This is a genomic window from Actinospineispora eucalypti (assembly GCF_039543365.1).
Taxonomy (GTDB): domain Bacteria; phylum Actinomycetota; class Actinomycetes; order Mycobacteriales; family Pseudonocardiaceae; genus Pseudonocardia; species Pseudonocardia eucalypti.
In genome coordinates, this window is sequence record NZ_BAABJP010000045.1 from 1 (window position 1) to 23262 (window position 23262).

At 69.7% G+C, this 23262-nt stretch carries 20 protein-coding genes; 6 read left to right on the forward strand and 14 right to left on the reverse strand.

Annotated features, from left to right (window positions below; genetic code table 11):
• The first annotated feature begins 197 nt into the window (after positions 1–197).
• From ABEB12_RS33700 to ABEB12_RS33725, 6 genes are all read left to right on the forward strand, one after another.
• Positions 198–1364, forward strand: coding sequence for an acyl-CoA dehydrogenase family protein (locus ABEB12_RS33700; RefSeq protein ID WP_185063829.1), 1167 nt, complete (start codon positions 198–200; stop codon positions 1362–1364).
• Positions 1364–2539 (forward strand): CoA transferase, encoded by a 1176-nt coding sequence (locus ABEB12_RS33705; protein WP_185063828.1) that lies wholly within the window; start codon positions 1364–1366, stop codon positions 2537–2539. The genes ABEB12_RS33700 and ABEB12_RS33705 overlap by 1 nt, the downstream gene beginning before the upstream one ends.
• Complete coding sequence (locus ABEB12_RS33710; RefSeq protein ID WP_185063827.1) at positions 2536–4317, forward strand: acyclic terpene utilization AtuA family protein; 1782 nt, start codon at positions 2536–2538, stop codon at positions 4315–4317. The genes ABEB12_RS33705 and ABEB12_RS33710 overlap by 4 nt, the downstream gene beginning before the upstream one ends.
• 127 nt (positions 4318–4444) lie before the next feature.
• Positions 4445–4921, forward strand: a complete 477-nt coding sequence (locus tag ABEB12_RS33715) for a hypothetical protein (RefSeq protein WP_185063826.1) — start codon at positions 4445–4447, stop codon at positions 4919–4921.
• Between the two features lie 34 nt (positions 4922–4955).
• Complete coding sequence (locus tag ABEB12_RS33720; RefSeq protein ID WP_185063825.1) at positions 4956–5297, forward strand: hypothetical protein; 342 nt, start codon at positions 4956–4958, stop codon at positions 5295–5297.
• A gap of 52 nt (positions 5298–5349) precedes the next feature.
• Positions 5350–5838, forward strand: a complete 489-nt coding sequence (locus ABEB12_RS33725) for a MarR family transcriptional regulator (RefSeq protein ID WP_185063824.1) — start codon at positions 5350–5352, stop codon at positions 5836–5838.
• Positions 5839–5889: 51 nt separating this feature from the next.
• Here ABEB12_RS33725 and ABEB12_RS33730 read toward each other — a convergent pair whose 3' ends face one another.
• The 14 genes from ABEB12_RS33730 to ABEB12_RS33795 form a co-directional block, all read right to left on the reverse strand.
• Positions 5890–6684 (reverse strand): AAA family ATPase, encoded by a 795-nt coding sequence (locus ABEB12_RS33730; RefSeq protein ID WP_345703375.1) that lies wholly within the window; start codon positions 6682–6684, stop codon positions 5890–5892.
• A gap of 538 nt (positions 6685–7222) precedes the next feature.
• Complete coding sequence (locus ABEB12_RS33735) at positions 7223–7636, reverse strand: hypothetical protein (RefSeq protein ID WP_185063822.1); 414 nt, start codon at positions 7634–7636, stop codon at positions 7223–7225.
• Complete coding sequence (locus ABEB12_RS33740; protein WP_185063821.1) at positions 7633–9189, reverse strand: peptidylprolyl isomerase; 1557 nt, start codon at positions 9187–9189, stop codon at positions 7633–7635. The genes ABEB12_RS33735 and ABEB12_RS33740 overlap by 4 nt, the downstream gene beginning before the upstream one ends.
• Entirely contained in the window at positions 9186–11510 is a 2325-nt protein-coding gene (locus ABEB12_RS33745) for an RND transporter family protein (RefSeq protein ID WP_185063820.1), read from the reverse strand. The genes ABEB12_RS33740 and ABEB12_RS33745 overlap by 4 nt, the downstream gene beginning before the upstream one ends.
• A 19-nt stretch (positions 11511–11529) precedes the next feature.
• Positions 11530–12822, reverse strand: coding sequence for an MlaD family protein (locus ABEB12_RS33750; RefSeq protein WP_185063819.1), 1293 nt, complete (start codon positions 12820–12822; stop codon positions 11530–11532).
• Between the two features lie 3 nt (positions 12823–12825).
• A complete protein-coding gene (locus ABEB12_RS33755; protein ID WP_185063818.1) occupies positions 12826–14274 on the reverse strand; it encodes an MCE family protein in 1449 nt (482 codons plus the stop codon).
• The gene (locus ABEB12_RS33760) at positions 14271–15698 is read right to left on the reverse strand and encodes an MCE family protein (protein ID WP_185063817.1); all 1428 of its coding nucleotides are present in this window, start codon (positions 15696–15698) and stop codon (positions 14271–14273) included. The genes ABEB12_RS33755 and ABEB12_RS33760 overlap by 4 nt, the downstream gene beginning before the upstream one ends.
• Entirely contained in the window at positions 15695–17032 is a 1338-nt protein-coding gene (locus ABEB12_RS33765) for an MlaD family protein (protein ID WP_185063816.1), read from the reverse strand. Before ABEB12_RS33765 ends, ABEB12_RS33760 begins: the two co-directional genes overlap by 4 nt.
• On the reverse strand, positions 17032–18405 hold the full coding sequence (locus ABEB12_RS33770; RefSeq protein ID WP_185063815.1) for an MlaD family protein: 1374 nt from the start codon (positions 18403–18405) through the stop codon (positions 17032–17034). Before ABEB12_RS33770 ends, ABEB12_RS33765 begins: the two co-directional genes overlap by 1 nt.
• Positions 18402–19628, reverse strand: a complete 1227-nt coding sequence (locus ABEB12_RS33775; RefSeq protein WP_185063814.1) for an MlaD family protein — start codon at positions 19626–19628, stop codon at positions 18402–18404. Before ABEB12_RS33775 ends, ABEB12_RS33770 begins: the two co-directional genes overlap by 4 nt.
• A gap of 6 nt (positions 19629–19634) precedes the next feature.
• Positions 19635–20462 carry an ATP-binding cassette domain-containing protein gene (locus ABEB12_RS33780; protein WP_185063813.1) on the reverse strand — a complete coding sequence of 276 codons (828 nt, stop codon included), beginning with the start codon at positions 20460–20462 and terminating at the stop codon, positions 19635–19637.
• Between the two features lie 31 nt (positions 20463–20493).
• A complete protein-coding gene (locus ABEB12_RS33785; RefSeq protein WP_185063812.1) occupies positions 20494–21342 on the reverse strand; it encodes an ABC transporter permease in 849 nt (282 codons plus the stop codon).
• Between the two features lie 18 nt (positions 21343–21360).
• Positions 21361–22227, reverse strand: a complete 867-nt coding sequence (locus ABEB12_RS33790; RefSeq protein WP_345703376.1) for an MlaE family ABC transporter permease — start codon at positions 22225–22227, stop codon at positions 21361–21363.
• 549 nt (positions 22228–22776) lie between these two features.
• Positions 22777–23226, reverse strand: coding sequence for a hypothetical protein (locus tag ABEB12_RS33795; protein ID WP_185063811.1), 450 nt, complete (start codon positions 23224–23226; stop codon positions 22777–22779).
• Between the last annotated feature and the right edge of the window lie 36 nt (positions 23227–23262).

The window sequence follows — 23262 nt, forward strand, 5'->3', positions numbered from 1 at the left end:
TGTTCACCGAATGGTCGATGCGCAGCCGGGCACCCACCTTGGCCCGCATGTTCTCGATCATCTGCTCGTCGATCACAGCCTGCGGCATCACCGCGGCCCGCTCCTGCACCGGCATGCGGGGAGCTTAGCCGGTAAGTGCTCGCTCCACAAAAACTTGAGGACTAGAGTAATTTTCGATCCGGGTTTAGGGTTGCCGCGTGGACTTCACCGAGAACGAGGACCATCGGGCGATCAGGCAGGCGGTGCGCGACGTCTGCAAGCAGTTCGACGATGACTACTGGATGCGCCTCGAGGCCGAGCACGAGTTTCCCTGGGACTTCTACCGGGAGATGGCCAAGGGCGGCTGGATCGGCATCGCCATCCCGGAGGAGTACGGCGGCGGCGGGCAGGGCATCGCCGAGGCGTCGATCGTGCTGGAGGAGGTCGCCGCGTCCGGGGCCTGCATGAACGGCTGCAGCGCCATCCACCTGTCCATCTTCGGCATGCACCCGGTGGTCCTGCACGGCGACGAGCAGATCCGACAGCGCTACCTGCCCCGGGTCGCGGCCGGCGACCTGCACGTGGCGTTCGGCGTGACCGAGCCCGACGCCGGCCTGGACACCACCTCCATCACCACCCGGGCGGTCCGCGACGGGGACGGCTACCGCATCCACGGCCGCAAGGTGTGGACCTCCAAGGCCACCTACTCGGAGAAGGTGCTGCTGCTCACCCGCACCACGCCCAAGGCGGAGGGCAAGAAGTCCACCGAGGGCATGACCCTGTTCGTGGCCAACCTCCAGGACCCGGCGGTGGAGATCACCCCGATCCCCAAGCTGGGGCGCAACGCGGTGGTCTCCTGCGAGGTGGTCTACGACGGCCTGTACGTGTCCGAGGAGGACCGGGTCGGCGAGGAGGGCAAGGGCTTCTACTACCTGCTGGACGGCCTGAACGCCGAGCGGGTGCTGATCGCCGCCGAGGCGCTCGGCGTCGGGCGGGCGTCGCTGCGCCGGGCGGTCAAGTACGCCAACGAGCGGGTGGTCTTCGGCCGGCCGATCGGCAAGAACCAGGCGGTGGCCCACCCGCTGGCCGAGGCGCACGCCCGGCTGCACGCGGCCGAGCTGGTGATCCGGGAGGCGGCCTGGCGGGTGGACACCCGGCAGCCGTCCGGCGAGGCGGCCAACTCGGCCAAGTACCTGGCCGCCGAGGCGGCCTTCCAGGCAGCGGACGCGGCGGTGCAGACCCACGGCGGGTTCGGCTACGCGTCGGAGTACCACGTGGAGCGCTACTTCCGCGAAGCCCGGCTGCAGCGGCTGGCCCCCATCCCCCAGGGCATGATCCTCAACTACCTGGCCGAGCACGTGCTCGGGCTGCCGAGGTCCTACTGATGTTTCCCCTGGAAGGCATCCGGGTGCTCGACCTGTCCCGGGCGATCTCCGGGCCGTACGTCGGGCGGATGCTCGCCGACCTGGGCGCCGAGGTGGTCAAGGTGGAGGTACCCGGCACCGACATCACCCAGGCCTTCGGGCCGCGCAGCCACGGTCACACCGGGCTCTACCTGCAGCAGAACGCCGGCAAGCGGAACGTCTCACTGGACCTCGGCGCGGACGGCGGGGCCGAGCTGCTGTGCCGGCTGGCCGAACGGGCCGACGTGGTGATCGAGAACTTCCGCCCCGGCACGCTGGACCGCCTCGGCGTCGGCTGGTCGGTGCTCTCGAAGCGAAACCCGAGGCTGGTGATGCTGTCGGTCTCCGGTTTCGGGCAGTGGGGACCCGAGTCCGGCCGGCAGGCCTATGCGCCGGTGCTGCACGCGGAGACCGGGCTGCTCGGCCGGCAGGCCCAGGTGGACGGGGCCGAGCCGAACGACGTGGTCATGGCGCTGGCCGACTCGGTGACCTCGCTGCACGGCATGGTCGCGGTGCTCTCCGCGCTGCGCCTGCGGGACAACACCGGGACCGGGCAGTACCTGGACATGAGCATGTTCGAGGCGATGCTGGCCACCGACGACTACACGCCGTACGCGCTGGAGGGCACCGAGGTGTTCGCCGCGCGGGGCAGTGTGTACGCCGACGCGCCGGGCGGGCCGCTGCTGGTCTCCGGCGACCCGAAGTTCCTCTGGCACCGGCTGTCCGGGCGGCACGGGTTGACCGATCCCGACCCGGAGGTGTCCGGCCCGGAGCGGTTCACCGCGCGCGCCCGGGTGATCCGCGAGTGGGTCGCGTCCTTCGGGTCCCGCCCGGAGCTGATCGCGGCGCTGGAGGCGGCCGGGGTGGCCTGGGCGGAGATCCGCACGCCGGCCACCGTGATGGAGTCGCCGACCGCCCAGGCCCGCGAGGTGACGGCCCAGGTGGACGACCGGGCCGGCGGCACCCGCCCGGTGATCCGGATGCCGTACCGGTTCTCCGCCGGTTCCTGTGAGCCCCGGGGTGGGGCGGCCTTCGTCGGCGAGCACAACGCCGACGTGCTGGGCCGCTGGCTGGGCCTGGACGCCGCCCGGGTGCGGGAACTGGAGGCCGGCGGCACACTGATCCCGGCGGATCTTCCGGTGAGTGAGGCGAAATGACCAAGCGTGCGGTACGGATCGGGAACTGCTCCGGGTTCTACGGGGACCGGGTGGCGGCGGCCCGGGAGATGGTCGAGGGCGGCCCGATCGACGTGCTGACCGGTGACTACCTGGCCGAGCTGACCATGCTCATCCTGTGGAAGGCGCAGCAGAAGGACCCCTCGGCCGGCTACGCGCGCACCTTCCTCACCCAGGTGGAACAGGTGCTGGGCAGCTGCCTGGACCGGGGCATCAAGATCGTCACCAACGCCGGCGGGCTGAACCCGGCCGGGCTGGCCGAAAAGATCACCGAGCTGGCCGGCAAGCTCGGCCTCGAGCCGAAGATCGCGTACGTCACCGGGGACAACATCGTCGACCGGCTGCCCGAACTCCAGTCCCAAGGCGTGGACTTCGCCAACCTGGACACCGGCCGGCCGCTGGCCGAGACCGACCGCACGGCGATCTCCGCCAACGCCTACCTGGGTGCTTGGGGCATCGCCGAGGCACTCGCGGCACAAGCGGACATCGTGGTGTGCCCCCGGGTGACCGACGCGTCGCTGGTGGTCGGGCCGGCCGCCTGGTGGCACGGCTGGGCTCGCGACGACTACGACGCGCTGGCCGGAGCGGTCGCCGCCGGGCACGTGATCGAATGCGGCCCCCAGGCCACCGGCGGCAACTACTCGTTCCTGGACGAGATCACCGACCGCCGCTACCCCGGCTTCCCCATCGCCGAGGTGGCCGCCGACGGCTCGAGCGTGATCACCAAGCACGACGGCACCGGCGGCCTGGTCTCCCCCGGCACGGTCACCGCGCAGCTGCTGTACGAGATCGGCGCCCCGGAGTACCTGAACCCGGACGTGACCGCCCACTTCGACACCCTGAACCTGACCCAGGACGGCGAGCACCGGGTGCTGATCTCCGGCACCCGCGGATCGGCACCGCCCCCCACCTTGAAGGTGGCGCTGAACCAGCTGGGCGGCTACCGGAACACCATGACCCTGGTGCTCACCGGCCTGGACGTCGAGGCCAAGGCGGCCTACGCGGAGCAGCTGCTGTTCGAGGTGCTCGGCGGCCGGGAGAAGTTCGCCGAGGTGGACGTGAACCTGCTCCGCTTCGAGCACGCCGACGCGCCCCGCAACGTGGAGGCCACCGCACACCTGCGCATCACCGTGAAGGACCCCGACCCGCGCAAGGTCGGCCGCGCCTTCTCCAACGCCACCATGGAGCTGGCCCTCGGCGGCTACGCCGGCTTCCACACCACCACCCCGCCCACCCCGGAAACCGCCTACGGCGTCTACTGGCCCGCCCTGATCCCCGCCGAACACGTAACCCACACCGTGGTCCTCCCCAACAGCGAACGCCGCGTCATCCCCCACCCGCACCCCACCTCCCCGATTCAGTCACTTCAGCACGCTGATTCAGTCACTTCGGCAGGCCGGGAGGAACCCGCGAGGGACTTCGGCGAGACCCGGCGCGAGCCGCTGGGCCGGGTGTGCGCGGCGCGGTCCGGGGACAAGGGCGGCAACGCCAACGTGGGCCTGTGGACCCGCACGCCGGCCGAGTTCGCGTGGTTGCGCGCGCACCTGACCGAGGCGAAGTTCCGCGAGCTGTTGCCCGAGGCGGACGGCCTGGCCGTGCACCGCTACGAGCTGCCCAACCTGAACGCGCTGAACTTCGTGGTGGTTGGCCTGCTCGGCGAGGGTGTGGCCTCGTCCACCCGGCCGGACCCGCAGGCCAAGGGCCTCGGCGAGTACCTGCGCGCGCGGACCACCGACATCCCGGTCGCATTGCTGGGGTGAGTGACCACTAGCGGGTGAAACCGGAGCGTTTTCGCTGGCCGGGCCACACCTCGGGGCATGGCCCGCTCGTTATTTCAGCACGGAGGCCGAAGACTGCCCTCCGCCCGCTCCGGAGAGGATCGAGACGATGATCAGCACGGTCCGACGCACGCTGCGCACCACGGCGACCGCGGTCGGTGTCGCCGTACTGATCTTCCCACTGGCCGGCACCGCCGCCGCGGACACCCCGGACCTCGGCCTGGACGAGGGCACGCAGCGGGAGTCGAGCGCGACCGACCAGCTGCCGAACACCTCCACCACGCTGCCCAACCGCACCGGTGACACCGGCCTGAGCGGCGTCGATCTGCCCGGCACCGCGCCCGGCGCCCTGCCGATCTCCTACCGGACCAGCTCGGACTCCGACGACTGCAAGTCCTTCAAGGACCACACCTACAACACCACCCCCGGGTACAACGGCTACCGCAAGGACGACCGCAAGTACGACAGCGGTGACTACGACCCGGACTGCACCGGCCACAAGGGGCCGAAGGAGTTCCCGTACAACGGGTACAACGGCACCGACTCCAAGAAGCAGGCGGAGAACGACTACCTGCTCGGGCTCTAGCGACGCTAACTGAGAGATCTCTTAGACTCCGGGCATGCGCTCCCTGCCGCCTTCCGCCCGTTCGTTCGCCGCTCTCCTGCTCGGTTCGGTCCTCGCGCTCGGCGCGCTGACCGGGTGCGGCGGGGGCAGCGAGGGCACGGACACCAGCTGCGACCTGACCGGTTGCACGATCACCTTCCCCCGGGACGGCACGCCGTCGGTCTCCGTGCTGGGTATCACCGCGAAGATGGTCAGCTTCGAGAACAACCAGGCCAACATCGAGGTGGCCGGCCAGACGATCACCGTGCCGGTCGGCGGGGAAACCCAGTCCGAGGGTTGGAACGTGCGCGTGGAGCGGGCCACCGACACCGAGATCGTGGTGCGCGTTTCGCACTGAGCCCACTACTCCAGAGTTGGATAGTCGGGGCCTCAATCTTTAGTCTGGGCACGTGACGGAACAGGACGCGGTCGAGTACATCCGCAACGAGTGGACGGCCCGGGAACAGCCGGGCGCGGACCACTTCGCGGCTATGGCCGCGCTCATGCGCACCCACCAGCTGATGATCGCCGAGCTGGACCGCCTGCTGAAGGGGTACAACCTCAGCCGCACGGCGTTCCTGCTGATGGCCACGCTGCTCATCTCCCGTGACCACACCCGGCCGCTCGGGCAGCTGTCCAAGCACCTGCTGGTCCACCCGACCACGGTCACCCTGGTGATCGACCAACTGGAGGCCCGCGAGCTGGTCGTCCGCCGGCCGCACCCCAGCGACCGGCGTACCGTGCTCGCCGCGCTCACCGAGGAAGGGCTGCGGGTGGTGACCAAGGCGGCCCAGGAACTGGGCGCGGCCAACTTCGGCCTGCCCGGCGTGACCGATTCGATGGCCCAACGGCTCACCGGGGTGCTCGGGCAGGTCCGGGGCAAGCTGGGCGACACCTAGCGCGGAACGCGCTTGCCGAGCGTGCGCCCAGTTCGGCGCACGCGGGAAACACTAGTCCTGGCTGAGCAGGTGGCGCAGGTAGCGGTCGGGGGCGTTCAGGAACTCCCTGGTCAGCCGCACCGGTAGCGCCTGGTCGTAGTCGACGGCGGCGATTCCGCCGTCCTCGTCGATCTGGTAGATCGTCGCGCCGGGCAGCGCGAGCAGCACCGGCGAGTGGGTGGCCACCACGAACTGGCTACCCCCGCCGGCCAGCTCCACCATCCGGGCCAGCACGGCCAGGCACCCACGCACGGACAGCGCCGCCTCCGGCTCGTCCAGCAGGTACAGCCCGCCCGGGCGGAACCGGTGGGTGACCAGGTCCAGGAACGACTCGCCGTGCGAGCGCTCGTGCGGGGAGATCCCGCCGTAGGCGTCGAGCAACGAACCCCCGGGCTCCCGATCCAGCCGCTCGATCTCGGTCGCCACGTTGTAGTACGACTCCGCCCGCAGGAAGAACCCGCCGCGCGGCTTGCGCACGCCCCAGGTCAGCCGGAGATGATCGCCCAGCGAGGACTCGCTGGCCCTGGTGGCGAACCGGAAGCTCTGGCTGCCCCCCTCGGCGTTGAACCCGCAGGCCACGGCCATGGCCTCGACCAGCGTGGACTTGCCGGAGCCGTTCTCCCCGACCAGGAAGGTCACCCCGGGCGGCAGCGGCAGCCCCGACGGCCACGCGGCCAGCCCGGCGACCACCGGCAGCGTGAACGGGTACCGGCCGGTAGCCACCTCGGCCAGCGGCAGCTGCACCCGCCTGACGAACTGGCCACCCTCGCCCGCCGGCGCACTCACCACCACCGGTCGCCGCCCCACCCCCGCACGGTAACCACAACCCCCGACAATCGCCCTCCGACCCGGTGTAACCGCGACGCCGCACAGCTCGGACCGCGTGCGGCGGTAAGGCTCAAGGGGCTTTCCGGATCGGCAATCTGTTACGAGCCAGCCCAGCCCGATCCGTCGGCGCCTCACGCGCGCCGCCAAGATCCACATCAACCTCAGGCACCTTCCTCGGCGCCCGAAGGTGCGTCAGGTTGATGTCGATCTCCAGTTGGGCCGAGTGCCGGCTCTAGAGGGCTTGGACGGCACGGCCGCGCCGTCTGCCGCGACGCGGGTGCGGCCCCGATGCATTAGCTACGGACTGTGGTCGGATTGCCGCCCAGCGGTGGGCGGCTGGGGCGGGTGGCTTCATCGAGCGTTAGCTCAGTCCGGCGAATTCCATGATCGAAGCGGACTGCCCCAGCGCTCGGCGAGTAACGGTAGCTCGGAACCGGGCGGCAACGGTCCCGGCGATTACGGCGCGTGGCGGATGCCCAGAGGCAGCGCAACAGGCGGCTTCGGAGGTGAGCCAGTGCTACGACCGGCGGGCGAGCAGGGTGGCGGCCAGGCCGCCGACGATCAGGGCGGCGACGGCGGTGCCGACCGTGGTCGGCACATCGATCATCCGCTGCGCCATGTAGAACAGCGGAATGATCAAGGTGTAGCCGAGGAACGCGGCCACCGCACCGGTCAGCCCGGGCGAGTCCGCCTCCGCGCACCGCCAGCCGGCCACCACGAACGCGGCACCGGCACCGACGATGAGATACACCAGCGCGGCCTTCGGGTGGATCGTTGCCACCAGCGGTCCGGTCAGCCAGACCAGCACCAGCACGAAGAACGCGCTCCAGGTCCCCTTCGCCACCAACGGCCAGTCGATCCGGTCGATCCAGGAACCGCCCGGTTCCGGTCGGCGCCCGGCCGCGCCCGGACGCCCGCCCCGCTGGCTCACTTCGGTCCCTCAGCACCCGGCGCGGGAACAGCGCCCGGACCAGGAGCCCCTGGAGCGGAGGCCGCACCCGGCGCGGGAGCCGGGGCGGCGGCCGCGCCGGGAGCCGGCACACCTGGGACAGGAGCCCCGCCCGGCGCAGTAACACCGCCCGGAGCCGGCGCCCCACCCGGGACGGGCACGCCACCTGGAGCCGCGGCCGAGCCTCCAGGCCCCGGAGCTGTGCCCGGAGCCGGAACCGGGACACCCCCCGGCACGGGAGCGCCCGGTGCCGGAGCGGAAGCGCCCGGTGCCGGAGCGGGCGCCACCCCCGGGGCCGGAGCCGGAGCGGAAGCGCCCGGGGCCGGAGCCGCGCCGGGAGCCCCCGGTGCCGGAGCCCGGACCGCGCCGGGAGCCGGGGCTGAGCCGGGAGCAGGACCTCCACCCGGTGCCGGAGCCCCGCCCGGATCCGGAGCAGGACCGCCCGGAGCGGGAGCCCCGCCCGGAGCGCCTCCTGGCGCCTGGGCGCCTTGGGGCTGCTGGGGCCGGCCGGCTTCGGGGTCGGGCACCGCGTCGGGGTTGGCGGGGCGGTACTTGTCGGCGTACCGGACGTTGGCGTTCTTGAGCTCGTCGATCAGGAAGGCCTGCCACTTGTCGGCGGCCTTCTCCTCGATCAGCATCTGCTTGAGCGGCCCGGCGACCTTCTCCCACTCGGCGGGCGCGCCGGGCTGCACGGAGACCACCTTGCCGATGTTGAACCCGTACGGCGTGGCCACCGGGCCGTAAACCGAGCCGACCTGGGCGCCGAACGCGATGTTGGCGTACGGCTGCTCCAGCTGGCCGGCCGCCACGACGCCCAGGTTGCCGCCCTGTTCCCGGGTCGCCCCGTCGATGCTGCGCTGCTGGGCGAGCTGCTCGAAGTTGGCGCCGGCGTGCAGCGCGGCCACCACGTCGTCGGCCTCGGTCTTCTCCCGGACCACGATGTTGTGCAGCTCACGCCGCTCCGGGATGGCCAGCTCGGCGCGGCGCTCGTCGAAGGTCCGGCGCACCTCGTCGTCGGAGACGGTGATGCCGGCGGTGACCTGGTCGCGCAGCAGCCCGAGCAGCATCCGCCGCTTGAGCTCGGCCAGCACCTTCTTCTCCGAGGTGCCCTGGTTGAGCAGGTCCTGCACGTAGCGGTCCCGCCCCTCCGGCCCCTCGCCGTAGTACTGCGTGATGTAGCGGGCCAGCACGTCGGACACCTGGCGGTCGGCCACGGCCAGCTGCCGCTCACTGGCCAGCCGGTCGAGCAGCAGCGCGAACGCGGTGGACTTGGCCATGTCCCGGCGGAAGGTGTCCAGCCGGGCCGGCTCGGTGGGCGGCTGCACGCCGTACAGCGCGCGGTTGACCTGGACCTGTTCCTCGAGCTGTTCCTCGGTGACGTCCACGCCGTCCACCCGCAGGGCCACGCCGTTCGGGAGGTGGGTCGCCTGGTACCAGTAGATCCCGCCGCCCAGCAGCGCGACCAGCAGCACGGCCAGCGCTCCGGCCAACCACCAGCGGGTCTTTCCCTGGGTCAGTACCTCGGGCAGCTTCATTCTCGAGCTCCTTGCGAAGACGCCTCGCCGGCGCGCGCGGTCAGCCGCACCACGCACAGCGAGGACAGCAGCGCCAGCAGCACCGCTCCGGCCAGCAGCACACCGAACTCCCGCACCACGGCGATCCCGGAACACATCAGCACCGCGTAACCGAGGGCCGACGTGGTCGTCACCAGGAGCACCGCCCGGCGCAGCGCCGGATTGCTCCGGCGGTGTGCCTCGGCGAGGAGCACGGTGAACTCGCATCCTACGGCGGCGGTCAGCGAGCCCAGCGCGACGGTGATGGGGGACAGCGGGGTGCCGGTGGCCCAGAGCAGGAACAGCCCGCCGCCGGTGGCCAGCACGGCGGCCAGCACGGCCCGTCCGGCGTCCCAGCGCCGGCGCAGGCCCAGGGCCAGCACCAGGCCGGCCGCCAGCACACCGAGCAGGTTGGACCACACCCGGTCCTCGGAGACCAGTTCCTGGCCACGCACCGCCACGATGGGCAGGCCGGCCAGCTTCACCTCGTAGCCGGTGGGCGGCGGCGGCAGCTCGGTGCTCAGCGCCTCGCGCAACCGCTGGATGCCGCCCAGGTCGTCGATCCGCACGCCGTAGATCATCACCGCGGTGCCCCGCTCCAGGCTGACCACGGCACCGGTCAGGTACTGCGGCATCAGCCGCAGCGCGGACGCGATCTCGTCCGGGGACGGGCTGCTGCCCAGGAAGGTGAGCAGCATCGGCAGCGAGATCACCCGGCGGGCCTGGTCCCCGTAGCGGGTGCCGATGATCGCCTCGGCCCGGCTCATCCAGGCGACCGCCTCCGGAGAGGTGACGTCGGCGCCGGTCAGCACCACGTCCAGCTCGCCCGAGCTGCCCAGCACGTTCTCCGCGTGCTCGGCGTCCTTGATCGCGGGCAGCTGGGCGGCGAACTGCTGCACGTTGGTCTCCAGCGGCAGCCGGGGCAGCATCGCCCAGCCGACACCGGCGATCAGCAGCGCCACCACGAAAGCGGCGATCACCACGACCCGCGACCGCCCGGAAGGCGTACCCGGATCCCCGACTCGCCGTACCTCAACTCCCGACTCGCCGGGGTCGTGGTGGTGGCGGAAGCGCTCGAACCAGGGCGTGCGGGTGAGGGCGTAGCCGAGTAGGGCGGAGAGGAGGATGCCTACGGCGAGGGTCACGCCCAGGTCCCGGGCCAGGGGCAGCGGGGAGAAGGCCAGGGTGGCCAGGCTGGCCGCCGTGGCCAGCGCGACGGTCAGCACCGTGCGCGGGCGGGCGGACATGGCGAAGTACGTCGGGTAGTACGTGCCGATGCCCAGCACCACGGAGAGGAACGCCACCACGCCGATGGACAGCGGCCGGCCCAGCCACCCGTAGGCGGAAAGCGTCAGCCCGATCGCCGTCAGCGTGGTGATCAGCGGCAGCAGCCGCATCCACCGTCGCCGGGGCGAGAACCACGGCATGAGCAGGAAGCACAGCCCGACCGCCAACAGCGCCAGGCCGCCCAGCAGCGGCGCCTCCTGCTTCACCTTGGCGCTCAGCGCGGCCACCACGGTCGGCACGCCGGAGACGGTGACCCTGGTGGTGGGCAGCTTGGACTCGCCCACGGTGGCCAGTACCGCACCGACCAGGCGGTGCACGGCGGCCGCGTCGGCACCTTCGCGCGGCCGGATGAGGACCGCCACCGAGGTTTCCGAGGGCACCACGAACCGCCACTGCGGGCGCGGCCCGGTGGGACTGAACACCACGTGGTCGGCGAACGCCTTGTTGTGCAGCGAGGGCAGCCCCACCGGAAGGCCCTGCGCCAGCAGCGGGAAGTAGCGCTGGTCGAACCGCAGCTTCGCCGCCGCCCCTTCCGCCTTGGCCTCGGCGTCCGACTTGCCGGCCTGCCGCGCCTCGACCTCGACGCGCGCGGCGTCCCCGTCGCGGCGGCCGAGCAGCTCGGTGATCAGTGCGCGGGTCTGCCCGGCGATCTGGTTGAGCAGCGTGCCCGGCCCGTAGACGGCGGCCACGTCGGGCAGCCCGGCCAGCCGGCCCTCCAGCCCGCCGAGCGCCATGATCTGGTCACCCTCGAACAGCTGGCGGGGCTGGGCCGTCTCCAGCAGGACCACGATCGGGTCACCGCCGAACAGCTCGCCGACCCGGTTCAGATCGGTGACCGAGGGGTCCGAGGCCGGCAGGAACGACTCTATGCCGGTCTCCACCTTGGCCCGGACCAGGCCGCCGACCACACCGGCGGCGAGCAACAGAACGACTACAAGGGCCACCGCCCGGCGCGGGGTGACCCAGGCACGAAACCTGGTCCACCCGCGCCGGGCGGCGGTGAGTAAGAACGTCAAACCTGCACCATCCGGGGGATCAGTTCGGCCCTTCCTTCTCCACCTTGGTGAACGGCCGCCCCGGGGTACCCGGGGTGTAGCCCTGACCCGGCTTCGGGTACGGGTTGAACTTGGCCAGCGGGCCGACGTGCGTGTTGATCGGCAGGCCCTTGAGGGTCTGCTCGTTCGGCATCAGGTAGGCCCGGAAGTAGTGCCCGTTGTTGTCGCTGTGCGCGAACGTCTGGCTGAACCCGGGCAGCACGTTGGCCAGCTCGGGCGCGTACGGCTTGAGGTAGCCGAGCATCGGGTTCAGGTCTTCCAGGTCGTCGATCGCGGGCGACACGATGTCGCTGGTCGCCTTGGAGAAGTCCGGCACCTTGTGCAGGGTCCTCGGCGCGTTGTCCAGGGCGTCGTCCAACGCCGGCAGCAGGTGGCGCAGGCCCCGCGAGACGTCGGGCAGCTGCTCCAGCGCCTCGGAGAGGTCCGGCCCGGCCGCCTTCAGGTTGCGGGCCACCGGCCACAGCGCGTCGCCGATGTCGTCCACCGCGTGGCTGGCGTCCCGGGCGCTGTGCAGCGTGGGCGGAAGCTCACGCATCACGTTCTCCAGGTCGGCCTTGCCGTCGGCGGTGGCGGTGGTCAGCTTGTTCGCGCTCTCCACCAGGCGGGCGATCTCGCCCCGCTGGGTGTTCAGCGCGTTCATCACCGTGGCCGCGTTGCCGGTGAGCTGCTTGAGGTCCTCGCCCTGGTCGGCGAGGGCATCCAGCGCGGTACGCCCGTTGCGCCCCAGCGCACCGAGCCCGCCGACGCCTTCGGACAGCGAGTCCTTGGTGCCCTCGGTGGCCGCGCCCAGCGACCGCATGCTCTCGGCCAGAGCGCCCCTGGTCTTGCCGTCCAGGGCGACCAGCACGTCGTTCAGCTGGGTCGGCCCCTTGGCGGCGGACGCCGGGAGCTCGGTGCCGGAGGGCAGCTCCGACCCGGTGCCGTCGACGATCTCCACGAAGCTCTCCTCGACCAGGGACTTGGCCCTGATCTCGGCGGTGGCACCGTCGTGCAGCGGCGGGTAGTTGTCCAGGTCCATGACCACCTTGGCGCCCCCACCGGGGGCCGGGGTCACCTCCTGCACCTTGCCGACCTTCACGCCGGCCACCATCACGTCACCGAAGTACACCAGGTTGGCGACCCTGGGGAAGACGGCGGAGACCCGGTAGGTGCTGCCGGTGATGCCCGGCAGCTTGCCGCCGGAGTTCACCCACAGGTAGCCGAACACCACGGCACACAGTGCGGTGAACAGCACCAGGGTGGTCAGCTGAACGACTCTCGGGGAAAGCTTCATCGCTCAGTTCCCCCCGCCAAGCAGGCCGCCCGGCAACAGCTTCCGGGAGTTGTCCGGTGTGGGCACCTCGTTCGGTTCCTTCCTCGGCGTCTTCGAGCCGTCCTGGTGGGGCGGGTTCTGCCCCTCCGGGCCGACCGGCGTCGCCTTCTGCAGCGCGGTGGTGCCCCCGTCGACCGGCTTCGCCGGGATCGGCTTGATCCCGTTGTTCGCACCGAAGACCGGCGGGACGAAGTGGCTGCTGATCTGGGCCTGGCCGCGCAGGATGCCGGAGTTGGCGTCCTGCAGGCTGACCACCGAGCGGGTCTGCACGGTGAACGCGGCCACGTCGGGCAGGTACGGCACCAGCGCGTCGGTCACCGGGTCCAGCCCCTTGACCGCCTTGCGCAGCTCGGGCAGCGCCTCCTGCAGGTCGTCCGCGAACGGCCGCAGGTCCGAGATCACCGGGCGCAGCGCCCGCAGGAACGGCTTGGCCTCGTCCACCACGTCGTCCAGCTTGTCCGAGGTCTTGCGCAGCTTGCGCATCGCCTCGGGGAACGCCTCGGAGGCGTCCTCCAGGTCCCGCAGCGTCGGGTCCAGCTCGTCGGCCAGGTCCTTCACCTCGTCGGTGGACCGGTGCAGGTTGTGCACCAGGCCGGGCAGCACCTTCAGCGTCTCGTCCACCTGCGGTGCGTTCTTGGCGAAGCTGTGCAGCGTGGTCTGCAGGCTGGAGGCCAGCGTGGCCAGCCGCTTGTCGTCCCCGCCGACCGCGTTGGAGATCTGCCCCAACGAGGTGACCAGCGTGGCGATCTTCTCCTTGCGCTTGGCCAGCTCCTCCGCCACCGGGCGCAGGTCGTTGGTGGTGGTGCGCACGCTGTCCAGGCCCCCGGGCAGCTTGGCCTGGGCGTTGGTCAGCGCCACGTCCGACTCGGCCAGCAGCGCGGTGAGCGCCCGCTGCGCGTTGTCGTCCAGGTGGTCCAGCACCTCGTCGACCTGGATCGGCCGCTGGGTACTGGTCCGGGGGAAGACGTAGTCCTCGCCGATCTCCTTGGCCGGCGCGCCGCCCGGGGAGATCTCCACGTACATCTCGTTCAGCGGGCTCTTCGGCCGCAGGACGAGGGTGGCGTTCTCGTAGACGTGGTGGCCGCGCTCCAGGGACAGCTTGAGCCGTGCCTGGCCGTCCTCGTCGATGTCGGCGCCGACGATGTCACCGACGTTCACACCGGCGATACGGACCTCCTGGCCGTTTCCGGGGCTGACGCCCGGGCTGGCCTCGAAGTTCGCGTAGAACTCCATCCGGTCCGCCCACGGGGTGATGAACCGCTGGTTGGCCAGCACGATCCCGCCCACCACGCCGGCGATGGCGATCAGTGCCACCACGACGATGGTGTTGCGAGCCAGGCCCGGCTCGGTCTTGATCCGCTCGAAGGTGCGCGCCGCGCGCTCCCGGCGGCTAGGCCTGCTTGGCAGGGTCACTTCTCCCCCTTAACCGGCGTGCCGCCGAGGAACGGGAACAGGCCGGGGTTGGGACTCGGCGGCTCACCCGGTGACTGGATCGGCGGGTTGATCCGGAACGGGTCGGTGAGCGTGCTCATCGTCGCCTCGCTCCTCGGCCGGCCGTCGTTGGCCACCAGGCCCTCCTGGAACTCGGGCACCACGGCCGCCTGGAAGGGCAGCGCCGAGCCGTTCTTGTTCTGCATGGTGGCGCGGTCCAGGGTGGCCACCGCGTAGCCCAGTTCCTTGTAGATCGGCTTGTCGGTGGCGGTCTGGTAGTACGGCCCCTTGCCCTTGTACGGGTTCAGGATCAGATCGGCGATCGGGCCGTTCACCCGGGCCAGCGTCGGGTTCAGCTCGTGCAGGAGATCCGTGGCCTCACGGACGTCCGGCACCAGCTTGTGCACCAGCGGACGGGCATCCTTCAGCGCGTCGCGCAGGTCGTCGACCACCGGCTGCGCCCGGTCGAGCACCGGGTCCAACCGGTCCAGCGTCTTGTCCAGCTCCTGGACGCTCGGCCGCACGTCGTCGGCGGTGTCCTCCAGGGTGTCCAGCGTGGTGTTCAGCCGGCGCAGGCCGCGGTCCGCGCTGTCCAGGGACGCCGGGAGCTCGTCCAGGGTGGCGGTGAAGTTGCCGCCGTTACGCCCGAGCACGGTGGACAGGGTGGCCAGGTCCGTGGTGATGGCGTCCAGCCGGCCCTTCGGCTCGGCCAGCTCACGGGCCATCGCCTCGAACCCGTCGACCACCTTGGTCAGGTCGTCCGGGTTGCGGCCCTGCAGCGCGGTCAGCACCTGGCCACTGGGCTTCAGCGCGCCGGGGGCGTCGTTGAACAACCGCTGCAGTGCATCCCGGCCGCCGCCGCCCAGGGTCTGGTCGAACTTGGACAGCGTGCCGCGCATGCCCTGCAGCGCGTCGGGCTGGAAGGTGCCGATGATCTTGTCCAGCTCGACCGGCAGCTTCGCCCGCTCCTTGGGGATCATGTCCCCCTCGAACCGGCCCTTGTCGCCGCCGGGCTCCAGGTCGAGCATGTAGTTGCCGCCCAGCATTGTGGTCGGCCGGATGACCGCGGCGGGCTCGCTGCCCAGCCGGTCCCGGGCGTCCCCGAACAGCTTCACCGTGACGATGGAGGAGCCGTCGTCGGCCTTGTCCACGCCGGTGACCATGCCGACCGGCACGAACGCGATCTTCGCCTTGCTGAAGTACGGCCGCAGCCGGTAGTCCGAGGCGAAGTTCACCTGGATCGACTCACCGGGGGTGAGCCAGGTGGTGATCTGCGCCTTGCTGAACACCGCCCAGCCGAGGATCAGCACCCCGACCAGGAAGCCGACACCCAGCTTCCATGCGGAAACCGTCTGGTGACCGTGGACAACCGGGCCACCGAACAGCTTCATGAAGAACTTCTTCATCGACCGGGCACTCCGTTCGTGTTCAGACCAGGCACGCCCGTGCGCTGCTTGCCCGCCTCACCCGGCGCGGGGTACGGGTCCTTGTTCGACGTCGGGTCGCCGACCACACCGATCAGGTCGGTCGCCTGGTTCTGCGGCGTCTGCGGGGTCAGGATGAAGGTCAGCCAGCGGTAGTTGTTGTTGCCGTTGGTCAGGGTCTGCGAGATGTTCGTGAAGAACCCCGCGACCTCGGGCATGTACGGGCTGATCTTGTCCGCGGTCGGCGCGCCCCGGGCGAATCCCTTGGTCAACATCGGGGCCAGCGGCTGCAGGTCGTCGAACGTCTCCCGCAGGTCGCCGAGCGCCGGCCGGGCATCGTCCGCCACACCGGGCACCTTGTCCAGCGGTTCCGGGCTCTCCTGCAGGAAGCCGCGGAAGTCCGGCGTGGCCTCGCCCAGCGCCTTGCCGCCGGGCCGCAGCTCCTTCACCGCCGACGAGGTGTCGATCAGCGCCGGGTCCAGCTTGAGCAGGGCGGCCTTGGTGGTGCGCAGCGAGTCCGGGGCGGTCTTCAGCAGCGCCTCCAGGGCTTGGCCCCGGTCGGCGTTGAAGCCGGCGAACGTCTTGTCCATCTTGCCCAGCAGCTGGCCGATCTGCTCCTGCCGGCCGGCGAAGGAGACCGAGAGGTCGTTGGTGCTGCGCAGCAGCGAGGCGGTGTCCCGCCCGCCGTTGTTGGCGAACGCCAGCGACACCGTGCCCAGGTCGGGCAGCGCGTCCGGGAAGGCGTCGGAGGCCAGGTTGAAGTCGTGCCCGTGGCCGGCGAGGCCACCACCCACGTTGCGGACCACCGAGCCGATGGCCTGCCGGGTCGGCACGTCCAGAACCGCCAGCACGTCGGAGAGCTCCTGCGCGCCGACCGTCTTGGCCGCCGGGATCACCGCGTCCGGCGCGAGCAGGCCGGCCGACGGGTCGCCCGGGTTCAGCTCGACGAACTTCTGGCCCAGTGCGGAACGGGCGCCGACCGAGGCGGTGAGCGCCTTGGCGTTCTGGTAGACCGGCCGCTCGTTGTCCAGCCTCAGGATCGCCACCGGCTCCTTGGCCTGGCCGGCGTTGGGGTCCGTGGTGTCCCGCAGGTGGACGCTCTCCACGTAGCCCACCCGCACGTTGGCGATCCGCACGTCGTCACCGGTGCGCAGCGAACCGATGTCCTGGAACGCCGCCTGCACCGTGGTGCGCGGGGCGAACGGGAGACCCTGGGTGGACACCAGGGACAGCCCGGTCAGCGCGATGAAGAAGACGAAGACGAAGAAGCCGAAGAAGATGGCCCTGCGCCGGCGTGCCGCGGCTCTGCGCACCATTACTTGTCACCGCCCAACAGGAATCCGAGCGCGCCGCTCTCCTGCTTCTCGTTCAGTCCGGTCACGCCGCCGTCCTTGGAGGGTTGCTTCTGGAGCAGGCCGGTCGGCAGCTCCGGGCGCTTCGGCTGGCCGGAGTCGGGCGCCCGGTCCTTGCCGCCGACGCCCAGGTCACCCAGGCCGCCGGGGACGTAACCGGTCACCGTGCTCGGCTCGAAGATCAGGTGGGCCCGGAAGTAGTGCGAGAGGCCGTCCTTGCCGTTGGTGGTCAGCGCCCAGAACCGGATGAAGTTCATGACGTTGTCCACGTTGTGGGCCAGCTCGTTGACGATCGGGTTCAGCGCCTTGGACAGCTTCACGAGGTCCGGCCCGGCCTGGCGCAGCTGCTCCGCGACCGGCTTGGCCGAGCGCAGGAAGTCGGTGCCCTTGTCCAGCACCGGGGCCAGCTTGTCGAACGCCGGGTTGGCCGACTCGGAGAAGTAGATCAGCTCGTCGCTGATCTCCTTCAGGTCGTCGGTGACCGGCCGGATGTCCTTGAGCAGCGGGGTGGTGTCGTCGGCGGTGTCCGCCAGGTGGCCCAGCGTGCCCCGGGCCGCCGCCAGCGAACCGGGCAGCTCGGCCAGCGTGGCGTCCAACGCCTGCACGTTGGTCGACGTGGTCTGCAGCAGCGAAGTGGTCGACGCCACCAGGCTGTCCAGCGTCTTGCCGTCGTCCTGGGCCAGCGACTTGGCCACCGGGTCCAGGTTCTCCACCAGCGAGTTCAGCGTGGCGTTCTGCTGCTGCAGGACCTTCACGAACTGGTCGGTCTGGGTCATCGCCGGGGCCAGTGCCTTCATCGCGGCGTCGACGTCGGCGCCGTTGCCCCGCATGCCCTCGCCGAGCACCGCGACGAACGCGGCCAATGACTGGCCGGTCTTGTCGTCGAAGACGTTCAGCACCTCGTCGAGGTCGGTGTTCTGCCCGGTCTGGCTGACCGGGATGATCCCGCCGGTCCGCAGCAGCGGCGCGCTCGGGGTGCCGGTGTCCAGCTCCATGTACCGCTCACCGAGGAGGCTGACCGGACGGACCGTGGCGCGCGCGTCGCTGTGGATCGGCAGCGCCTCGGGCCCGAGGTCCAGGGCCACCTTGGCGATGCCGTTCTCCTCGGACATCGCGGCGACCTCGCCGACCTTCACGCCGTGCAGCTTCACGTCGTTGCCGGTCAGCATCGGGGAGGCGTCCCGGAACTCGGCGATCACGATGGTGCGCTGCTGGGTCGCCTCCACGGCGAGGCTGCCGCCGGCGGCGGTGCACGCCACCACGGCGACTCCCACAGTCGCCAGCACCCGGGCCTTGGAGAAGCGCTGGGCCGGCCCGGCGAGGGGTTGTCTTCTCACTTCACACCGCTCCCAAACGCGTCTTTCCAGGGGGTGCCGCCGTTCTCACCGGGCAGCGGGTACGGGTTCGACCGGATGCCCGGCGGCATGACGCCCGGGTTGGCGTTCAGCATGGACAGGCCGGCCTGGTACCAGATCCGGGCGTACTTGCCGTTGCCGTCGTACGGTGCCCAGTTGGAGTTCCAGTTGGACAGCCAGCCGGCCGCCTCCGGGGTGTACGGGCGGAGGAAGTCCAGCGGGTCGCTCAGCACCCGCAGGGTCCGGTTCAGCTGGGGGAACGTGTTGTACACGGCCTCCAGGAAGTCCGGCGCGTCGTCGAAGAGGTCATCCAGGTCCTCGAGCGTCGGGCCGAGGTCCCGGACGGCCGGGCGCAGGTCCTTCAGCAGCGGGTTCAGGTTCTTCGACACCGATTCCAGCTTGTCCGTGGCCGGCTCCAGGTCGTGCAGCAGCGGCACCACCTCGTCGGCCACCGGGGGAAGCTTGTCCAGCGTGGTGCGCGCGGTGCGCAGCGTGCCGGGGAGCTTCCGCAGGCCGTCCCGCAGCTGCTGCTGGCGGGTGGCGGCCTGGGTGGTCAGCCGGGAGAGCTGGGCGACGATCGCCCGCACGTCGGTCTGGTGCGTGGCCAGGGTGCCGGTCAGGTTGTTCAGCCGGACGACCAGTGCCTTGATCGCCGGGCCGTCGGTGCCGACGGCGTCCAGCACGCCACCGAGTCCCTTGAGCGTGGGGCCCAGCGCCTGGAGGGTGGCATTGATGTCGCCCTCGTGGCCCTTGCTGGTCGCGTCCAGCTCGTTGATCAGCGACTTCAGGTGGTCCAGCGTCTTCGGGTCGAGGGCGTTGAGCACCTGGTCGACCTCGGTCGGCTTCGGCATCTGCCCCTTGAGGAGGCCGGAGCTCGGGATCTCCGCGTTCGACGACGGACCGTCGGTCACGTCGACCAGGCGCTCACCGAGCACGGCCTTCCAGGGCACCTTGACGACCGCGCCCTCGTGCAGCGGCGCGTAGGCGCGGTCCAGCTCGATCTCCAGGATCGCCTGGTTGTCCACCGCCTTGATGCTCTTCACCGTGCCGGCCGCGAAGCCGTTCACCTGCACGGTTCCACCCGCGATGATGTTGGTGGCCGCCGGTAGGGCCACCTTGACCGTGTAGCCGCCGGTGAACACCCAGACGGCGGCCGCGATGACCACCGCCAGTACTCCCCCGAGGATCAGAAACTTGCGAGGCATGCGTGCTTAATCCATTCCCAGCGGGCCGGCGGATTCGCCGGAGAGGAACTGGCGAACAAACGGGTCCTTGGAAGCGAACGCCTCCTCGGCCTCCCCGTAGTGGACGACCTTGCCCTTCCAGATCAGCCCCACATAGTCACTGACCTTGCGCGCGGTCCGAATATCGTGGGTCACCAACATGTAGGTGCCCCGATGCTCCGCGTGCATATCCAAAATCAAGTCGTTCAACAAGCTGGTCCGCACCGGGTCCAGACCCGAGTCCGGCTCATCGAAGAACACGATCGACGGATCCATCACCAACGCCCGCGCGAAACCCGCCCGCTTGCGCATACCACCGGACACCTCGTTCGGCAGCTTCGACCACGACCGCTCCAGGCCCACCTCGGTGAGCCGCTTCATCACGATCTCCCGGATCTCGTCCTCGGACTTGTCCGTGTGCTTGCGCAACGGGAACGCCGTGTTGTCATAAATGTTCATCGACCCGAACAACGCGCCGTCCTGGAACAACACACCCATCCGGGTCCGCAGCTCGTAGCGCTCCTTCTCGGAGATCTTCCACAGATCCTCCCCGAAAATCAGCACCTCACCGTCGTCCGGCTCCAGCAACCCCACCAAGTGCTTGATCAACACCGACTTACCGGTACCCGAAGGCCCCAGAATCGTGGTGATCGCATCATCCTGGAACTGCAGATCCAGACCGGCCAGCACGTGGAAGTTGCCGAACGACTTGTAGACGTTCCGCACCTCCATGCTGTGCGTGGCATCGCCGTTTCCGTTGCCCCCGGCGGATTGCCGGGACTGCTCCCGGCCGCCAACCTCTGCGTTGAACGACATCTCGCTCCTGTGTGTTTTCCGGCGGCTTCTACTAGTTAGCGATCGGGGCGTTGGGCGACAGTCCCCAGAACAGCTGGGTACCGAGCACACCCACGATGTGGATCAAGACCATGTTCAGCATCATGGACTTGGCGGTGTTGCGTCCCACTCCGACCGAACCACCGCGTGCGGTGAAGCCGTAGTAGCAGCCGACGAAGGTGATACATGTCCCCATCGTCATGATCTTTGCCATTGAATAGACGAAGTCGGCCGGGTTCTGGTACAGCCAGAAGATGTAGAGATAACCACCCGGGGAAACCCCGCCGAGGTTGACCACGGTGATGATGTACTCGGTGACGTACATGACGCCCAGGCCGACGGTGTAGAGGAACGGCATGGCGATCCAGACCGCGATCACCCGGGTGCCCACCAGGTAACTGCGGGACTTGACCCCCATGACCTCCATGGCGTCGATCTCGTCGGCGATCCGCATCGAGCCCAGCTCGGCCACCAGGCCACAACCGACCTTCGCGGCGAAGATGTAGCCCCACATGTACGGGGCCATCTCCCGGATCGCGCACCAGGCGTTGAACACCCCCGAGTAGATCGGGGCGCCGATCTGCTTCAGCGTGTACGCCGCCTCCAGGCCGCAGACCGTGCCCATCACGCCCTGCATCACCCAGATGATCAGGCCGCTGGACAGGATCAGGATGCCCGCCTGGTGCAGCGTTTCGCTGCTGTACTTGCGTACGTCGGGGAACGAGCGGATCACGCTGCCGGAGAACCGGGCGATCTCCCCGACCGAGGCCAGCACGTTCTTGAGGCCGTTCTCCTTCGGCAGCTTGTTCCCGGAGATCGAACCGGGAGCGCCGCCGGGCTGCTCGGTTTCAGTCACAGTCATTTCGGCTCCTCCTCCCGGTTACCGGTAGACCTGCATGTCGGGGTTGAGCCCCAACATCAACGTGGTGAACGCGAAGTTGAACATCCAGATCCCGGCGAACGCGATCACCACCGCCTGGTTCACCGCCCGGCCCACACCGATCGGACCGCCCTCGGCCCGGTAGCCCTTGTAGCAGCACACAATCCCGATGATCAGACCGAACAGGGAGGTCTTGACCACGCTGCACCACATGTCGGTGGTGGTCGCGTTGTTCCAGAAGTTGGCGAAGTACGCGCTCGGGTTCGCGTTCAGCTCCCAGGCGGCGATCAGGCCGCCGAACACGCCGAAGCACAGCGCCACCACATCCATCAGCCCGGTCATGATGAACAGGGCGATGACGCGGGGCAGGATGATCGTGCGGACCGGGTCGACGCCGAGAACCTCCATCGCGTCGAACTCCTCCCGAATGCGCCGGGCACCCAGATCAGCCGTGATCGCGGTGCCCATCACACCGGCGACCACCATGGCGTTGATCCACGGGGCGAACTCACGCACGCTCGCCATCAGGAAGAACGAGCCCAGCCGTTCCGGGATACCGAACAGCAGGAAGATGTTGCCGCCCTGCAACCCGGGAGCGCCCATACCGAACGCGGTGCAGGACACGATCATGGGCAGCCAGCAGAGCTTGAGCGTCTCGAACATCTGCTCACGCACATCGCCCCAGTACCCGACCGGCTTTGTAACGGCGCTCTTGACTACCTCGATAAACAGCTCGAACATCTCGCCGGCCTGCTGCAACGGGCGCGCAGCCATGCCGGGCGCGTTGCGCAGCCCTCGGCCGACACTCGGCCGGCGGGCCGTCTTGAGCTGCCCGAGCGTCCCGGTGCTTTGCACTGGGTCCGTCATCCCACACTCCTATTCCTGTGCTGTGCCGAACCCGATCGACCACCGGGTACGGCAACAGGGACAGCGGCTCCGCGCTGTCCCCGGCCCGCGGGAGGCGGGTAACCCGGTCGCCGCTATCGGGGTTGGCGGCACCTATGCGGCGAGGGGGCGCTGGGGATCGCCCACCGCCGCAACGTGGAAATCATCATCCCGTTTCGCGTCGGCCATTACATCTGCAGTAGGAGGCATCTCCACCCCCCAATCGGGAGGGAGAGCAAGGACCACCCCTTTGGAGGAATAACCCCAACCCTCAAGATAACCCCGTTATACCTGGTCGCCGCTGGTGAGACGCCAGGTCTAACACTCTCCTAACGCATGAGGTCGACCCTGGATACGCATGCGCGGCACACTCTTGGCCTTACCCCTCGATGAGTGAAGAGGACACCACTCAAGTGTTATTAAGCAACACTCGCACCAGTTAGGACGACCAATTCTCACCCTTTGTAGCGGATCATGCTTCGCGATACGGGCAATCGGGGGTCGACCGCTGACTCCCTCCGAGTGGTTCGGTTACTCACCCCGGAGATATCGGTACACCGATGGAGGGAGAAGCAGCACGGTGCCGAGCACCAGCGCCAGGAACGCGAAGCCGGTCTCCACCACGCGGCCGCTGGCGGCCAGTGCCACCACCGCGCCCAGGGCGAGGACCGCGAGCACGTGCCTCGCCCAGCCCTGCCCGATCAGCAGCAACAGCGCCATCATCAGCGTGGCGAAGCCGAGCAGCATCCAGATGGTGGTGTGCTGCGCGGTGTTGCCCGCCGTGTTGGTGGTGATGTTCAGCTCCTTGAGCTGACCCAGCGAGGCGTCGTCGCTGGCGCTGTTCGAGGAGTCACCGAACGCGGACACGATCAGCATCAGCGCCAGCAGGATCCAGATGGCCACCGAGACACCCAGCTGCCAGGGGAACTGGCGCGCCTCCTTGATCTTCGGAGTCTGTTCGGGCTGACCCGGCTCACTCATGATCCACCTCGCGATCTTGTCGCGCGCAGTGTAGGA

What these genes read in the sequence shown, in the direction of transcription:
- ABEB12_RS33705 (WP_185063828.1), top strand. Translation starts at nt 1,364, where the DNA reads ATGTTTCCCCTGGAAGGCATCCGGGTGCTCGACCTGTCCCGGGCGATC.
- ABEB12_RS33710 (WP_185063827.1), top strand. Translation starts at nt 2,536, where the DNA reads ATGACCAAGCGTGCGGTACGGATCGGGAACTGCTCCGGGTTCTACGGG.
- ABEB12_RS33715 (WP_185063826.1), top strand. Translation starts at nt 4,445, where the DNA reads ATGATCAGCACGGTCCGACGCACGCTGCGCACCACGGCGACCGCGGTC.
- ABEB12_RS33720 (WP_185063825.1), top strand. Translation starts at nt 4,956, where the DNA reads ATGCGCTCCCTGCCGCCTTCCGCCCGTTCGTTCGCCGCTCTCCTGCTC.
- ABEB12_RS33740 (WP_185063821.1), bottom strand. Translation starts at nt 9,189, where the DNA reads ATGAAGCTGCCCGAGGTACTGACCCAGGGAAAGACCCGCTGGTGGTTG.
- ABEB12_RS33750 (WP_185063819.1), bottom strand. Translation starts at nt 12,822, where the DNA reads ATGAAGCTTTCCCCGAGAGTCGTTCAGCTGACCACCCTGGTGCTGTTC.
- ABEB12_RS33760 (WP_185063817.1), bottom strand. Translation starts at nt 15,698, where the DNA reads ATGAAGAAGTTCTTCATGAAGCTGTTCGGTGGCCCGGTTGTCCACGGT.
- ABEB12_RS33765 (WP_185063816.1), bottom strand. Translation starts at nt 17,032, where the DNA reads ATGGTGCGCAGAGCCGCGGCACGCCGGCGCAGGGCCATCTTCTTCGGC.
- ABEB12_RS33775 (WP_185063814.1), bottom strand. Translation starts at nt 19,628, where the DNA reads ATGCCTCGCAAGTTTCTGATCCTCGGGGGAGTACTGGCGGTGGTCATC.
- ABEB12_RS33780 (WP_185063813.1), bottom strand. Translation starts at nt 20,462, where the DNA reads ATGTCGTTCAACGCAGAGGTTGGCGGCCGGGAGCAGTCCCGGCAATCC.
- ABEB12_RS33785 (WP_185063812.1), bottom strand. Translation starts at nt 21,342, where the DNA reads ATGACTGTGACTGAAACCGAGCAGCCCGGCGGCGCTCCCGGTTCGATC.
- ABEB12_RS33790 (WP_345703376.1), bottom strand. Translation starts at nt 22,227, where the DNA reads ATGACGGACCCAGTGCAAAGCACCGGGACGCTCGGGCAGCTCAAGACG.
- ABEB12_RS33795 (WP_185063811.1), bottom strand. Translation starts at nt 23,226, where the DNA reads ATGAGTGAGCCGGGTCAGCCCGAACAGACTCCGAAGATCAAGGAGGCG.